This is a genomic window from Bacillus cereus G9842, assembly GCF_000021305.1.
Classification (GTDB): Bacteria; Bacillota; Bacilli; order Bacillales; family Bacillaceae_G; genus Bacillus_A; species Bacillus_A thuringiensis_S.
The window spans coordinates 4278934-4294436 of sequence record NC_011772.1; the positions used below are offsets into that span (position 1 = coordinate 4278934).

The following is a 15503-nucleotide window of genomic DNA, read 5'->3' on the forward strand; positions in this document are numbered from 1 at the left end:
ACACCTCTAATCATAAATTTATAACATCATTCATATTGTTTAGGAGAAAGCTGTTACGAAGGAGGGATGAAACTTTGAACATAGGAATTATAGGGACAGGAAACATGGGGAATATACTAATCGATGCATTTTTAGAAACCCGTGCTGTCAAACCTTCGTGCCTTACAATCATTAATCGGACGCCTGCCAAAGCATATCATATAAAAGAAAAATACCCTTCTGTTCATATAGCAAAAACAATCCCGGAAGTAATCGAACAATCACAACTTATTTTTATTTGCGTTAAGCCGATAGATATATACCCTATCCTAAAAAAATACGCTGAACATTTTTCTGATGAAACGTGCTTAGTTTCTATTACGAGTCCAATATCTCCATCACAATTAGAGACTCTCGTACCTTGTCACGTCGCGCGTATCATTCCAAGTATCACAAACCGCGCCCTCTCTGGCGCCTCACTATTTACATTTGGAGATAATTGCTCTGAAGAATGGCAACAAAAATTACTTCGTCTATTCAAAAACATTTCTACACCTCTTGTAATAGAAGAAGATATAACGCGCGTTTCATCTGATATAGCAAGTTGCGGTCCTGCTTTCTTTAGTTATTTACTACAATGCTTCATTAACGCTGCTGTAGATAAAACAAATATTACACACGAAGAGGCTACTACTTTAGTAAGTGAAATGGTCGTGGGGATGGGGAAATTACTTGAAAAAGAAATCTTCACATTACCTACCTTACAAGAAAAGGTTTGCGTGAAAGGCGGCGTTACTGGGGAAGGCATTCGGGTTTTAGAAGAACACGTTGGAGATATGTTCCATAAGTTAATCGAGCGAACACATGAAAAATTTGATGAAGATTTAGAATGCGTTGATCAGCAATTCAATAAACACACATAATAAATACGTCATTTACATTCCAAATCCTTTTTATAAATAATTACTTTTTTACAATACATTTTCACTTCAACTACTATTCCCACACTTTACGCATACGATCTTCAGATTATGCTAGAACTAAAAATACATCTTCTTTATAAAACAAAAGCAACCTTCTCGGTTGCTTTTGTTTTATCAAGCATTAACGGCCAGTAAGATCCCCACCTTAAAACTCAGCGAAAGCAAAGAAGTTAGGAGGGGGTCGGGCTGCCCGTAAAAGCCCGATTGGTTCAACTAATAATCAGCGGGGAGCTTCGCACCCCGCTGATTAAAGTTTCACTTTATCCGTTTTTCTTCGCCATGAAGAAAATACGCTCTGTTTGTTCTGTAACTTCAAGTCGCTCAAAATCACCTGTTACACGAAGCACTGTAAAACCTGCTTCTTCAAGCCATTTCGTTAACTCTTCCACTTGATATGCACGTTGCACGTGACATTCGTCAAACCGATGGTACACATCTTCTTCTGGATCTTGAACAAAGAATGTTAAATCATGCTCTACACTATTTGATTCTTCACCAGGGAAGCAATTCCAAATAAGAGATATTTCTTCTCCATTCACTGTATACGTTTCATTTTGAAATACATGATGTATTTTATATAAAGAATGTACATCAAATAAAAACAAGCCATCTTGGCGTAAATGGTGAAATACTCTTCTAAATGTTTCTTGCACTCCATCTTCTTGCAATACATAATTTAATGAATCACAAAAGATGGTTACACAATCAAACTCACCTGGAACATCAAGCTCTCGCATGTCTTGTTGATAAAAAGGAATAAAGTATCCCTCTGCTCCCAGTTTTTGCTGAGCGACTGTTAACATTTCTTCTGAAAGATCGACACCTATTAAATCGTAACCCTTTTGCACAAGCGGAAGGGTTACATTACCCGTACCGCATGCTACATCAAGAATTTTTGCCTCTTTCATATCTGCTTGCTGCAGGCTTTCCTCTGTGAATTCCACCCATTTATCATAAGGGACATCATTCATTAGTTCGTCGTACAACAATGCAAATTGTTCGTATTTCATTGGCCTAGCTCTTCTGTAATATCTTCACGTGGCACATCGCCCCATAAACGCTCTAAATTATAGTGATTACGCTCATCTTTATGGAATACATGAGCAACTACATCTCCAAGATCAACTAATACCCAACGTGCTTCGTCAAAACCTTCCATACGTTGTACGTCGATTTGGAACTCATGTGCTTTTGATTTAATTTCACGTGCAATTGCTTGCACTTGTTTATCTGAATTACCGTGACAAATAATGAAATAATCTGCAATTGGTGAAATACCTTGCATATTTAGGACAACCATATCTTCTGCTCTTTTATCATCAGCTGCTTTTGCCGCTAATACTAATAAATCTTTATCGTTCATTTACTCATTTCCTCCTTGATAACTGCATTGTATGTTTGGAATGTTAATGGATAAATCGTCTGATTTTTTTCCATTAAAAATTGAATTGTTTTCTTTAACGCAAATAATAAAGCTTGATTTATATCCGTATATGCGAGTTTACGAGCCTCTTCCACACCTGGAAACTTTCGCCCTGGCTCAATGTAATCAGCTACATAAATCACTTTATCTAACATTGTCATGTTCTCATGACCACTTGTATGATATGTAATAGCTTGCAAAATTTCAGAATCCGTAATGCCTACCTCTTTTTCTACTAAGTATGCCCCAACAGGCGCATGCCACAACTCTTTATTATAGCAAAGTAAATCTTTCGGCAAATCTTCACGTTTAATAATCTCTTCCATCTCTGAAATCGCTCTACATTTCGCATAATCATGGAATATAGCTGCCATCTCTGCTTTTTTCTCGTCCACACCGTATAACTTAGCCAGCTCAATCGCTGTCTCCATTACACCAATTGTGTGTGTATAACGTTTTTCATGCATTTGTTGTTTAACAATATGAAGTGCATTCTCACGATTCATACAACCCATTCCTCTCGATATATACCTGTACTTTTTCAGGAAGTAAGTATTTACACGTTTTCTTCTCCTTATATCTCTCACGTAATAAGGATGAAGAAACTGCAAATTCCGGAATTTCCACTGTAGTAATCTGATACGGCGTATGCAATGTGTACCCAGGTCTCGCAACTCCAACAAACGTTACAAGATTAAGTAAAGCTTCAATGTTATACCACTTCGGTAAATACTCAACCATATCCCCACCAATAATAAAGTGAAACTGCACATCCGGATACTTCTTCGTCAATTGCAACATAGTGTCATACGTATAAGATGGGCCCTTCCTGCTTAACTCTTCTAAACAAATAGAAAAGTGTTCTTCTGCCTCAGTCGCGAGCTCTAACATATGTAAACGTCTTTCTATACTTGTAATATTACGTCCTTGTTTATGTGGCGGAATCTGGTTTGGCAAGAACCATACTTCTTCCAAATCCAAAGCGTGATATACTTCATTTGCAATTAGCAAATGTCCATAGTGAGGCGGATCAAATGTACCGCCAATGATGCCAATTTTCCTCAAAAGAAACGCCCCTTCCTTTTACATACAGCAACTCTCCTTGGTTAGGAATGAAGAGAGTTGCTATTAATAAAAGTTCAATTGGTTTCGCTCTCTACATCATTACGCATCAGCGATAAAAATAGCGCATGCTAATCTTTTTATCGAGGAAGCTTAATTTGTTTATTTTCTCTTGATTCTTTGTATAAAACGATTGTGCTTCCAATTACTTGAACGATTTCAGCACGTGCACCTTTTGCAAGTTCTTCCGCAACCTCACGGCGATCAAATTCACAGTTTTGTAATACACTTACTTTAAATAACTCACGAGCTTCTAAAGTATCTGCGATTTGTTTAATCATATTTTCATTTACTCCGCCTTTTCCTACTTGAAAAATTGGTGTTAAATGATGTGCTTGTGCACGTAAAAATCTTTTTTGTTTTCCTGTTAACATATATGTTAGCCTCCAAGCTTTTCTATAACTAATTGTTTCATTCTCCCGATATTCGGTACACTTCCTGTCCACATTTCAAATGCAAGTGCTCCTTGATACACAAACATATCAATACCATTTTGAATGATTGCACCTTGCTCTTTTGCCTCACATAAAATTTTCGTTTCAAATGGATTATAAATTATATCTGATACAATCGTTCCTTTTTTTAACGAACAAATTTGTAATGGCGTATGTTCGACGTGTGGATGCATACCTATTGTTGTCGTCTGAATGATAATATCATAATTCCCTTGTTCTTCTGTCGCTTTTTCTAACGACAAAGCAACAGAATTAACATCGGCCGTACGTGCAGCAATAAGTTCTTTCGCCTTATCTACTGTACGATTGGCTACATCAATCTCTTTTACACCTACATCAGCAAGAGAAAAATAAATAGCTCGGCTAGCACCACCTGCACCAAGTAACAAAATACGTTTCCCTTGAAGTGGTTCATGACTAATTGACTGCAACGCTCGAACAAAACCAATCCCATCTGTGTTGTAGCCAATTAACCTTCCATTCTTATGAACCACTGTATTTACTGCACCGATTTTCCTTGCCAATGGGTCAATCTCATCCAAATACTCCATAATAGCAACCTTGTGCGGAGTTGTTACATTAAATCCTGAAATACCTAATGCTTTTAAACCTCTTACTGCTTCCCCTAGCACTTCCTCTTCAACAAGAAACGCATGATAATGGGCATCCATATTCAAGTGTTCAAATGCATTGTTATGCATAACGGGTGATAATGAATGTCCAATTGGATTTCCGATTACACCATATAATTGTTTCATAAATCCCTCTCCATATTAAATTAAAGATTTACGTAGTGAAACACTTACTCCTTTTGGTACGTGTGCAACAATTTTTGCTCCTGGTTCGTTCACAGTAACCCATCCTAATCCAGAGAATACAACATCCGTTTTAGGTTCACGAATATTAAATTCGTATTTCACTAGCTCAGGCATATTTGCTAATTCTTCTGGCGTTGGTGGGCTTAGTAAATCCCCAGCATGATTTTTATATAATTCATCTGCTTTCTCAAGCTTTGTACGATGAATTGTTAAGCGATTCGAGAAGTGACAAGTAAACGCACGACGACCACCACTTACATAATCAAAACGTGCCAATCCACTAAAGAATAACGTTTGTTCTTCGTTTAATTGGAATACCATCGGCTTAATTTCTTTTGTTGGTGTAATAAGCTTTAAGCTTTGCTTTCCAACATAATGAGCCATTTGGTGGTGGTTAATAATACCTGGCGTATCATATAAAGAAGATTCTTCGTCTAATGGAATATCAATTAAATCAAGTGTTGTTCCTGGGAAATGAGATGTTGTAATTACATTTTCAGTCTCATCACTAAATTCTTTAATCATACGATTAATAAATGTCGATTTCCCTACATTCGTACATCCAACAACGTAAACATCTTTGCCGCCGCGATAATACTCAATAGCATCTGCTAGTTCAGCAATTCCTTGTCCCTTCGCTGCACTAATTAAAAAGACATCTTCTGGTTTTAATCCTAGTTGCTTTGCACTATAGCGCATCCAATGCTTTACTTTATCATGTTTTACTGACTTTGGAATTAAATCAGCTTTATTTCCAACAAGTAATACTTTATTATTTCCTACGAAACGATGTAAACCAGGTAACCAGCTACCATTAAAATCAAAAATATCTACAATTTTGACTACTAATGCATCTGATTTTCCAATTCCATTTAAAATGCGTAGGAAATCATCATCTGTTAACGATACATCTTGAATTTCATTGTAATGCTTCAAGCGAAAACAACGTTGACAAATAACTTGTTCTTTCTCTAAAGATGAGGTAGGAGCATACCCCACTTCGTTTTTATTTTCTGTTTGAATTTCTACACCGCAACCAATACATTTAATTGTTTCAGTCAAACTTTATTCCTCCCAGTTAATTAAACCTTTTTTCTTCATATTTTTCATAATTCTGCGTTCAATTTTTCGATTAAAGCGCGTCACTAATCCGTCCGTTTGTGCTACCGGTACAACTAAAATTGTATGAAGCCCTACTCGGTTTCCACCAAGCACGTCAGTCAGTAACTGATCTCCAATTACCACAACTTCCTCTGCCTGTAAACGCATCTCTTGTATCGCACGCTTAAACGCTCGAACAAATGGTTTACGTGCACTATGAATAAATGGAATGCCTAATGGGTCAGCAAAATCTTTTACACGTTGCTCATTATTATTTGAAACAACCGTTACTTGGATGCCGTGCTCTTTCATTTTCAAGAACCATTTTTCAAGTTGCGGGGTTGCATTTGGACGATCCCATTCAATTAAAGTGTTATCTAAATCAGTAATAACACCTTTAATCCCACGTTTTTTTAAATCTTCTGGTTGAACATGATATACATTTTTCACATATTCATTTGGTAAAAATAGTTTCAATTTCTTTCACCTCTTTGAGGATTTTTCATAAAATTTTTCGACAACATTTTTCGATATATAACCTGTGGATAAAATTGTACACATTTTCCACATTAATTTTTCAGTTAATTTGGAATTTACTAACAAACTATACACACTTTATCCACCTAGGTATGTGGATAACCACCCGTTTGTGACTGTCATATTTTTTTGGTACATTAAATGCATCAACGAATCAATCCTTATATTATTAGGAGGTGACTCACCTTGAAAACAAAACATATGGAACAGTTATCCACTGAGTTACTCACTGAGTCTTATTATAAAGCAAAAGAACTAAAATTAAATCCCGACTTCATTTTACTTATAAAACAAGAAATCATTAGACGCTCATTAGAGGACAAGCTTGTCAAATCTTCTTGATTACATATAAAGTGAAAGGTTTAATTAGCCCGTACCAATCAAACAGTTACAGGATAAATTATTGGATGCCCTGTAAAAAGAGCCATCCTACGATGGCTCTCGAATAAACAAGTACTCCCATCTAGGGGATTTCATCATTAAGTATCTTTGCCCATAACTCTTACTTACGGTTATAAAAGCTTTTCTTTATTTATGAGCTAATCGAGTAGCTATTTTTTCACCAAGACGAAGCTCTTGTCCACTCTTTAATTCCTGCACTACTTCTATCATATCTTTTTCAAACAATAACACAACTGTTGAACCAAATGTAAAGTATGCCATTTCTTCACCTTTTTGAACAGTATCTCTCTCATGCAAAAGCTCGATACTATTAACAAACATGGCACCTACTTTTACAAGAGCCATATGCTCACCATCACTGCTTATTTCTGTAACAGAACGATAATTTTTTGACAGCGGTTCTTTCCCGTATTCCATACCAGCTGCATTTACCGGATATGATTTTCTACCGAGTACAAACCTTTCAGTCACAGAACCAGAAAGCGGACTATGAATGCGATGATAGTGACTTGGACTCAAATAAATTACCATATATGTACCGCCTGCATATCGCGTTGCACGTTCTTCATTACCTAGCATATCCACAATTGAATAGCGCTTTCCTTTAATATCAAATGTTTTTGTATCCTCAATAGGACCATGATCTGCAAAAACACCATCAACAGGACTAACGATACTCGATGCATCTGTATCAATACTACGCTTTCCTTCTTTTAGCTTACGCGTAAATAATTCATGCAATGTTCTATATTCCTTCAAGCCCTTTTCCATCTCATCTTGATTAATTTGAAAAACTTTCGCATACGATGGAATAATGATAGAGCTCAAACGAGATTGTGCAAATTTACGTAATATATAAGAAGTAAAGCGACCATTTGTAAGTTCTATCATAAGTCGATATAATGTACGTCGCAAATTGCGAAACCCCCTAATCAGTCTATAACTTTAGTTTTCCCTTCTTTTCTTTCTATATCATATGTAAAATTGGTTCTTATTCCCACATATCATATAAAGCAGCCTTATTATACATACAGAAAACTAAGTATGGTATTATTCTTAAATTATTTAGCACCTTCTAATATTACAGATAGAATCCGTCATTTTCAACAGTGAACATGTATTTCTTCTTAGCATAACGCGTTTTCTTTTCTTATTTACAATAAGAAAAGCAGCCCCTTTTAAAATATGGCTGCTTCTAATACACTTTACTCTTTCGCTTTTTTCTCTTTCTCTGCCCTTACAAACTCGTGGAACATCTTCATTAAAGCACGCTTTTCAATCCTTGATACGTAGCTTCTAGAAATACCAAGCGCCTTAGCGATTTCCCGCTGTGTTTTCTCCTTATCTAGCCCAAGTCCAAAACGTTTCACAATCACTTCTTTTTCTCTTTCGTCTAAAATATCGATATACTCTTTAATTTTTTCTAACTCCATACTAAGCTGAATCATATCAATTACATCTTCAGACTCTGATTTTAATATATCAATAAGCGATATTTCATTGCCCTCTTTATCTTGCCCAATCGGATCATGAAGTGAAACATCTTTTTTCGTTTTCTTTAGTACACGTAAATGCATCAAAATTTCATTTTCAATACAGCGTGCTGCATACGTCGCAAGCTTTGTTCCCTTTCCTGCAGAATAGCTCTCGATCGCTTTAATGAGCCCGATCGTACCAATTGAAATTAAATCTTCTGCATCTTCTCCTGTGTTCTCAAATTTTTTAACGATATGAGCTACAAGCCGTAAATTATGTTCAATCAAAAGATTTCTCGCTTGAGCATCACCTTGCTCCATTAACTCTAAGTACTTTCTCTCATCATCTGATGATAACGGCTGCGGGAACGCATTATTCTTTACATAAGAAACAAAGACAAACACTTCTCGAACCATATATCCAATTGCGGCGAATAGACTCAAACCTTTCACCTCCGCCAAAATAGTGGTCTTTATTATGTGTATGTAGGCGTGAGGTTGTTTGTGTCTGTACAGTTTATTTATAAAACTCAACACTTCTAACATTTAAAATATTTTATTGTTATATTATAATTAAAAGAAATTGTTATTTATATATGAATATGCTATTAAAGGGGACACTATTCATGATTACATTAGATCGATTATTAAATGTAACAATTTATTTAGGGGGATTTTTACTTTTCATTTCGTTCATTACTTTTGTTATTAAAAGAGGGCCTGATTTATTATTTTTTCAATTTGGAATTTCTTTATTTTTTGGAGCTCAAATTATAACTGGAATGAAATTTTTTCATAACTATGGTTTTTCCTTTCACTCAAAACTAGAACTACTTATCTTTATTCTCTATGTAATTGGAATTATTACATGTATACTATTTTTCTTTCACTTTCAAAATCCGTATCGAATTTTTTTATTAATTTGTAGTTGTTTATTTTTGACTGGATCCAATTATTACTTTAAAGAAACATTAAAGTTTAATAAAAAATTTCCAAAGCAACATAAAACCTTTTTAAATACACAAGAAGAAGACTCTTTTCCAAAAGAAGTTCGTAAATTTTCAGAAGACTACAATACTATAATAAAAAATGAGTTTTATGAAATACCCATGATTCCTACTGAATTACATATTACAAGCAAAACAGATTCTTCCCGTAGTACATCTTTCTTAGTTGAACTTTATAATAGCGAGAATGAAATTACCGATGACTCTGTACAATTAACTCAATCAGACCGTTTTTATGTAGTGTTAAATACACCAAAAACAAAAATAGCAAGGATAGTATATGAAGGGCAGAATTTTTTCACATTTACAGTCACACTAAAGGCTCTTAATTTACAGCAAGAACCGGAAATTCATAATATGTTTTTAGAAATAGATAAACGTAGAGCAATGAATCTTCTTAATTTTGAAATTAAAGCCCATACTAAAGAATGGAAAGTAACATTTAAAAATGATAGTTCTCATTCCGATCTTCCTATCACATTTACTTTTGAAAAACGAACAGGCAAATTATAAAAATAAAAAGAGTTATTTTTATATTCTTTGAAAAATAACTCTTTTTATTTTACTTACTCCAAATCTTTCTCCCAGTTTGAGCATCAATATAACGAATTTCCCGACTACAATAAAAAGGTTCTTTATGTTTTTCATCTGTCGTTTGTTTGTACAGTAGTTTGTATTTCGTTTCCTCTGCATCATGATCTACAAACCATTCTAATTTAACTCGGATAGCCTCTCTGTATATTTCTAACGCTTTTTCTTTTGTTACTTTTGGTGTTGTTTCATATGTAAGTAATTCTTTTATAAAGTTGCCACACTCTCCAGAGTAGTGCATCACAGCACCATTTTCTGCATTGATGTTGATCATAATATATTTCCGCTCTACATGAATGTCATTTACATAGATTGAAAAGGAAAACCTCTCTATCCCCTCTTCCTCCTCATAATTATCCCAAAGTTGAACATACTTTGTCGCATCTCGGATAATATGCTCTAAAAATTGAAGTGCCTTGCTTAAACATTGCTCTCTTGATAAGATTGTTTTCCTTTTTTTCTCATCCTTCCACATAAAAAAAGAAAGCAATTGATTTGTTTCTTTATCTAGAGTAATTACTACGAATTCATCATGTTTCAACATTGGAAAATGTTTTTTATAAAACTCATCCATTGAATATGAATCCTTCTCTTCTATTTCTTTTTGTAATTCTTCTTTTAATACAAATTTTATCCGGACTTCATCCTCATCTACTTTTTCATCTATTTTGACAAACTTCCCCTTGTCCCAATCAAATAAATCAAACACATCTTTTTTTTGATTACTCTTTAGCGGTTTATCAACAAGTACTGTAGAAGGTAATTTATAGTGTTCTGGCCCATATAAATCTTTACCTGTACTTGCATCAATAAACGCATGACTAGGCTCTGGTTCATATACAAGATGGTACCCTTTTACTTCTTCCCCGTTTTCATACTCACATGAAGAGTATGTTAAATCTACAAATACAAGTCTCATATCTTGTCTAGCTTTCAAATTTTCTAAAACGATATTCTCCCCAACAATTTCACTTGGCCATAACGGCTTTTTCTCTATGGCTTTTTGTCCATTGTAATGAAAATGCACAACATTACCTGAAGGGTGCACTTGCACAACACACCCAGTATTCGGCAATGGATAGCTATTCACTTCTTGCATATAATTTACTTCTTTCCAACCGCGCCTGTCGTCCTTAACCGTTACATATGTATAGAATTCATATCCTTCTTTTGTATATTTTTTTAAGAATGTATTTGCAACCTCTCTTGCTTTATTCTCCTCTATCGCTCCCTTATCACTCGAAAAAGAATTTCCATCATCTATCCTAAATTCAATTAAATTACCATTATGTCTATTTAATGTAATTTGTATCTGTTTCTCCTCATCATCTTTATGTCCCCACCATAATAGATGATACGGGTCATCAACCCCTTCTTGATCATCTACAACAAGCCTATATTCATCTGGAATTTCAATAATATGAGCTACGTGCTCTTTTCTTTCTTTATCTTTTTGATTCACCATACCCTCTCCTTCGTTACAATTTAAGGTAATTATAACAAAGAAAACCAAAACTTATTAACAAAAAAAGACTAGAGATATCTCTAGTCTTCTACTTCGTCTCACGATGTAACGTTACTCGCTTTAATCGTGGACAATATTTTTTTAATTCGATACGTTCTGGATTGTTTCGTTTATTTTTTTTAGAAATATAATTACGATCACCGCACTCCGTACAAGCTAATGTAATATTTACACGCATAGGTAATTCTCCTTTCTTTCAAAGATTGCAAACTAAAACGTAATGATTACGATTTATATATTATAAAACTTCATTCTATTTGTCAATTGCAAAAACAAGAAGATTCTATTTAGAATCCCCTTGTTTTTATAGTTAAATAAATTTTATTAAAACGATTCGTATGTAACAAACTCACTAATTGGCTTTCGATATCCTCTTGGACGAACTTTAGTCGTATCACTTTTCCCTATCGTAATCATTAAAACAGGTATTACATGCTCTGGCATATTTAATTCACTTTGTACTGCTTTTTCATCGAAACCAATCATTGGACATGTATCATAGCCATAATATTTAGCTGCGTACATAAAAGTCATCGCACTTAACGAAGCATTTCTAATCGCTTCATCCTCCATGAAACGCTCTCCTTTTCCTTCATATAAACCTTTCGTTTGCCTAATGGTATCTTCATATTCGCATTCATCAATCATTTTTAAAACTTTCATACCGAAGTAAATATTTTCAACATTTTGGTATGCTCTTTTATCACCACAAACGAGCACTACCGCTGATGCACTCGATACTTTATATTGACCGAACGCTAATTCTTTTAATCTTTCTTTTCGCTCTTGATCACGAATTACAACATAATGTGTGTGCTGCAAATTATAGCAAGATGGAGAAAGCTTAGTTAACTCAAATATTTTTTTAAAATCCTCATCAGGGATTTCTATACCTTGTATAAATTTCATTGCAGAACGTCTAGCAATTGCTAATTCTTCAAAGTTCACCATATATCCTCCTTAATAACTATAAATTTAAATATACATTAATTTATACAAATGGATAAATCAAATGAAAACACTTTAAATCCGAATAATAATTATGATTAACAGCAAAAAAGACAAAAAGCTGAAACAATTAGTTCATACGAAATTCACACGAATCTATTACTATAGAAATTGTACATAGTGAACTTATTAACAATCACGTTTATTTATATAGAATCTTACTCGAAAGGAGTTGAAAGTATGAAAACTAAATATCGCTTTATGATCTCATCATTTGCTGCTTGTGCTTATATGATTTGGTATTTAGTATAATAACAACCTCACTTGTAAATAGGAAAAGGTGTGTATATAAATGGAATATAATCAATCAACAGTTAACTACTGGAAAGCTTTTGTATTACCATATACATTTGCTTTAGAAGAGTTAAAAACTAAATTTGAAATTATGAACCGGGAAGCTCAATTCCTAGAGGATTACAACCCGTTTGAACATATAAAAACAAGACTAAAACAACCTGAAAGTATTATTAAAAAGCTAGAACGCAAAAGCTTATTACCAACAGTTGAAAACGCTCAAACACATTTACAAGATATTATTGGTATTCGTATTACATGTTGCTTCGTAGAAGATATTTATCATTTGAAAGAAGTCATTCAAAAACGCGAAGATATGGAAGTCATTGAAGTAAAAGATTATATCGCTAACCCAAAACGAAACGGATATAAAAGTTTACACATGATTATTAAATATCCTTTATCACTAAATTCTGGTACAAAAGATGTATTTGCAGAAATTCAGTTACGTACACTGGCAATGGACTTTTGGGCAAGTTTAGAACACAAACTTTATTATAAATATGAAGGGAAAATACCGGAGTATTTAAAAGATGAACTACATGATGCAGCAATGAAAGCTGAAGATCTTGATAATAAAATGGCCACAATTCGTCAAGATATTGATGATATTGAGGCATGCTCAAATCAAATTATGCTACCACTATAAAAAAAGGTTCTCGCCAATGAGAACCTTTTTTCTACCAGTTTGGGAAGTACGACCCCCACACTTATGAAAGTTTCACGTTATTTTTTCTCTATTGTTCGAACCTCTTCAATCTTCCATTTATCATCTTCTTTTCCAAGAGCATACTGTACTTTCTTTTGAAGAGTGATACTGTCATCTACTTCCTTTTCTTTCGTTTCAACAATAACATACCCTACTTTACTAGCTTTCATATCTATATGTTCCAATTCAATTTTCTTATTTCCCTTTTGAAATGCGGCTTCTTTTTGTGTTTTTAAGTCTTCAGCACTAGGCATCTTCTTTGAAAATAACTCCATATGTTCTGCAAGATTTTTTTCATTCGTCGTTCGCACAAATGTATTCATAACATCTTGAATAGATCTCTCTTCTTCTTTTGTTATTTGTACCTTTTCCTCAGTTTTTTTAATAATAGATTTTTGTTCTACGTTATTCTCTTCTTGTTGACATCCAACTAGTAATACTACAAATACTAGAAGGAATCTTAATTCCCTAAATAATTTTTTCATATTCCCAACTCCTAAAAAGAAAAGTGAGGCAGTTCGCCTCACTTTCGCTCTTAATTATCGTCTTCCTTTATTCGGATCGCCGCCGCCAACAATATCAAAGACACGTTTCGCTATATTTGTATTCTCTTGAACGCCAGAGAATAAGTATTTACCTGGACCAAATGCATACACGTTTACATCTTCCCCTGTATGCCCGCCTGTTGTCCAGCCTGTAACCGAGCGTTTATTGAAAATATCTTCAATTGCATTATCAATCTTTGTTACATCTTTTGACGGAGCTATATCATTTACAGCTTGAATTTCTTCTGGAGTTAATTGTAAATCAATATATTTTTTTAATGTTTCTTCTACATTTGCACCTTTTGCAATCTCATTTGCCATAAAGTCTGGTGTGCGTTTTGCAGCTTTAATTGGATCTACTTTAAAGTTATACTCGCCATTGGCACCTAAAGATAATCCACCTGTAGCGTGGTCTGCCGTTGCAACAACTAACGTATTTTTATCTTTTTTCGCAAACTCAATCGCTGCTTTGAAAGCTTTTTCGAAGTCTTCCATTTCACTCATTGCACCAACGATATCATTATCATGTCCAGCCCAGTCGATTTGACTTCCTTCCACCATTAAGAAGAAACCATTTTTATTTTTGTTCAAACGCTCAATTGCTGCATTAGTCATTTCTTCTAATGAAGGTGTTTTATCATTACGGTCAATCATTTTATCTAATCCACCTGGTGCAAATAAACCAAGAATTTGATCATTTTTATCATTTAACAATTGATCTCGATCCGTTACATAGCTATAACCAGATTTCTTAAACTCTTCTGTAAGATTACGATCTTTTCTAACAAAGTTCTTTACGCCGCCGCCAAGCATAACATCTACTTTATGCTTCCCTTTAATTTTCTCATCAAAATAATCATTTGCAATTGCGTCCATATTTTTACGGCTAATGTCATGCGCACCGAAAGCAGCTGGTGTTGCATGTGTAATTTCAGAAGTTGCAACAAGTCCCGTTGATTTCCCTTTTTCTTTCGCTTGCTCAAGAACCGTTTTCACTTCCGCTTTATCATTATCAACTGCAATTGCAGCATTATATGTTTTAATCCCTGCTGACATAGCTGTTGCTGCTGATGCAGAGTCTGTAATATTTTCATGTTCATCTTCTGGGTATGTTTTTTGTGTTCCTACAAGATGCTTATCAAATTCTGTAGATTCCATTTCAAAAGTTTTTGGATTATCTTTCATATACCGGTGAGCCGTCATATATGAAGGGCCCATACCATCCCCAATTAATACGATAACATTTTTAATCTTTGCATTGCTTCCGTTCTCATCTGCATTAACCTCACTAGAACGAGTAAAATTCCATGTTGCTACCGAAGTAACTGCTAATGATGCCACAACTGCAAATGGCCATGCTTTTTTCACAAACTTTTTCACTGTCTTGTCCCCCTAATTAGGTTATTCATTTCCCACTATCAAATTTAATGGAAGACTATTAAGAGAAAATTAGCTGTATGTAAATTTTTTGTTAACTTATGTAAATATCAGTTATAATTTGTATAACTTTGTCTTTTCGTATCAACTAT

General features: G+C 34.3%; 19 protein-coding genes. 4 read left to right on the forward strand and 15 right to left on the reverse strand.

Going from position 1 to position 15503, the window contains the following annotated elements; translation table 11 throughout:
* Positions 1-74: 74 nt before the first annotated feature.
* Positions 75-902 carry a late competence protein ComER gene (comER, locus tag BCG9842_RS21550; RefSeq protein ID WP_001020554.1) on the forward strand — a complete coding sequence of 276 codons (828 nt, stop codon included), beginning with the start codon at positions 75-77 and terminating at the stop codon, positions 900-902.
* 320 nt (positions 903-1222) lie between these two features.
* On the opposite strand, the gene BCG9842_RS21555 is transcribed toward comER, so the two are convergent.
* From BCG9842_RS21555 to BCG9842_RS21590, 8 genes are all read right to left on the reverse strand, one after another.
* Complete coding sequence (locus tag BCG9842_RS21555; protein ID WP_000873064.1) at positions 1223-1972, reverse strand: class I SAM-dependent methyltransferase; 750 nt, start codon at positions 1970-1972, stop codon at positions 1223-1225.
* Positions 1969-2325 (reverse strand): ribosome silencing factor, encoded by a 357-nt coding sequence (rsfS, locus tag BCG9842_RS21560; protein ID WP_000998173.1) that lies wholly within the window; start codon positions 2323-2325, stop codon positions 1969-1971. The genes BCG9842_RS21555 and rsfS overlap by 4 nt, the downstream gene beginning before the upstream one ends.
* Complete coding sequence (yqeK, locus tag BCG9842_RS21565; RefSeq protein ID WP_001078483.1) at positions 2322-2891, reverse strand: bis(5'-nucleosyl)-tetraphosphatase (symmetrical) YqeK; 570 nt, start codon at positions 2889-2891, stop codon at positions 2322-2324. Before yqeK ends, rsfS begins: the two co-directional genes overlap by 4 nt.
* Complete coding sequence (gene nadD, locus BCG9842_RS21570) at positions 2881-3450, reverse strand: nicotinate-nucleotide adenylyltransferase (RefSeq protein WP_001226031.1); 570 nt, start codon at positions 3448-3450, stop codon at positions 2881-2883. The genes yqeK and nadD overlap by 11 nt, the downstream gene beginning before the upstream one ends.
* A gap of 137 nt (positions 3451-3587) precedes the next feature.
* On the reverse strand, positions 3588-3881 hold the full coding sequence (gene yhbY / locus BCG9842_RS21575) for a ribosome assembly RNA-binding protein YhbY (RefSeq protein WP_000955224.1): 294 nt from the start codon (positions 3879-3881) through the stop codon (positions 3588-3590).
* Between the two features lie 5 nt (positions 3882-3886).
* Positions 3887-4720 (reverse strand): shikimate dehydrogenase, encoded by an 834-nt coding sequence (aroE, locus tag BCG9842_RS21580; RefSeq protein ID WP_000812105.1) that lies wholly within the window; start codon positions 4718-4720, stop codon positions 3887-3889.
* A gap of 15 nt (positions 4721-4735) precedes the next feature.
* Positions 4736-5842 (reverse strand): ribosome biogenesis GTPase YqeH, encoded by a 1107-nt coding sequence (gene yqeH / locus BCG9842_RS21585; RefSeq protein WP_000140807.1) that lies wholly within the window; start codon positions 5840-5842, stop codon positions 4736-4738.
* A 3-nt stretch (positions 5843-5845) separates the two neighbouring features.
* Positions 5846-6358, reverse strand: a complete 513-nt coding sequence (locus BCG9842_RS21590) for a YqeG family HAD IIIA-type phosphatase (RefSeq protein WP_000765316.1) — start codon at positions 6356-6358, stop codon at positions 5846-5848.
* A gap of 246 nt (positions 6359-6604) precedes the next feature.
* Here BCG9842_RS21590 and BCG9842_RS21595 point away from each other — a divergent pair, with 246 nt between their 5' ends.
* Entirely contained in the window at positions 6605-6760 is a 156-nt protein-coding gene (locus tag BCG9842_RS21595; RefSeq protein WP_000850094.1) for a sporulation histidine kinase inhibitor Sda, read from the forward strand.
* A 186-nt stretch (positions 6761-6946) separates the two neighbouring features.
* Here the strand turns inward: BCG9842_RS21595 and BCG9842_RS21600 are convergent, their stop codons facing one another.
* Both BCG9842_RS21600 and sigK read right to left on the reverse strand, forming a co-directional pair.
* Positions 6947-7735: a phosphatidylserine decarboxylase gene (locus BCG9842_RS21600; protein WP_001254999.1), complete on the reverse strand. Its 789-nt coding sequence runs from the start codon at positions 7733-7735 to the stop codon at positions 6947-6949.
* Between the two features lie 290 nt (positions 7736-8025).
* Entirely contained in the window at positions 8026-8739 is a 714-nt protein-coding gene (gene sigK, locus BCG9842_RS21605; protein ID WP_000051382.1) for an RNA polymerase sporulation sigma factor SigK, read from the reverse strand.
* 182 nt (positions 8740-8921) lie between these two features.
* Between sigK and BCG9842_RS21610 the strand changes: the two genes are divergently transcribed.
* Positions 8922-9815 (forward strand): hypothetical protein, encoded by an 894-nt coding sequence (locus BCG9842_RS21610; protein WP_000631115.1) that lies wholly within the window; start codon positions 8922-8924, stop codon positions 9813-9815.
* Between the two features lie 49 nt (positions 9816-9864).
* On the opposite strand, the gene BCG9842_RS21615 is transcribed toward BCG9842_RS21610, so the two are convergent.
* From BCG9842_RS21615 to BCG9842_RS21625, 3 genes are all read right to left on the reverse strand, one after another.
* A complete protein-coding gene (locus BCG9842_RS21615) occupies positions 9865-11358 on the reverse strand; it encodes a YcdB/YcdC domain-containing protein (protein WP_000248007.1) in 1494 nt (497 codons plus the stop codon).
* Between the two features lie 88 nt (positions 11359-11446).
* A complete protein-coding gene (rpmG, locus tag BCG9842_RS21620) occupies positions 11447-11596 on the reverse strand; it encodes a 50S ribosomal protein L33 (RefSeq protein ID WP_001265617.1) in 150 nt (49 codons plus the stop codon).
* Positions 11597-11742: 146 nt separating this feature from the next.
* Positions 11743-12369, reverse strand: a complete 627-nt coding sequence (locus tag BCG9842_RS21625; protein WP_000245980.1) for a nitroreductase family protein — start codon at positions 12367-12369, stop codon at positions 11743-11745.
* A 349-nt stretch (positions 12370-12718) separates the two neighbouring features.
* On the opposite strand from BCG9842_RS21625, the gene BCG9842_RS21630 reads away from it, so the two are divergent.
* The gene (locus tag BCG9842_RS21630; protein ID WP_000456230.1) at positions 12719-13369 is read left to right on the forward strand and encodes a GTP pyrophosphokinase; all 651 of its coding nucleotides are present in this window, start codon (positions 12719-12721) and stop codon (positions 13367-13369) included.
* A gap of 77 nt (positions 13370-13446) precedes the next feature.
* Here BCG9842_RS21630 and BCG9842_RS21635 read toward each other — a convergent pair whose 3' ends face one another.
* Together BCG9842_RS21635 and BCG9842_RS21640 are read right to left on the reverse strand one after the other, a co-directional pair.
* Positions 13447-13914, reverse strand: a complete 468-nt coding sequence (locus BCG9842_RS21635; protein ID WP_000732777.1) for a hypothetical protein — start codon at positions 13912-13914, stop codon at positions 13447-13449.
* A 54-nt stretch (positions 13915-13968) separates the two neighbouring features.
* A complete protein-coding gene (locus BCG9842_RS21640) occupies positions 13969-15354 on the reverse strand; it encodes an alkaline phosphatase (RefSeq protein WP_000714908.1) in 1386 nt (461 codons plus the stop codon).
* Positions 15355-15503: the final 149 nt, after the last annotated feature.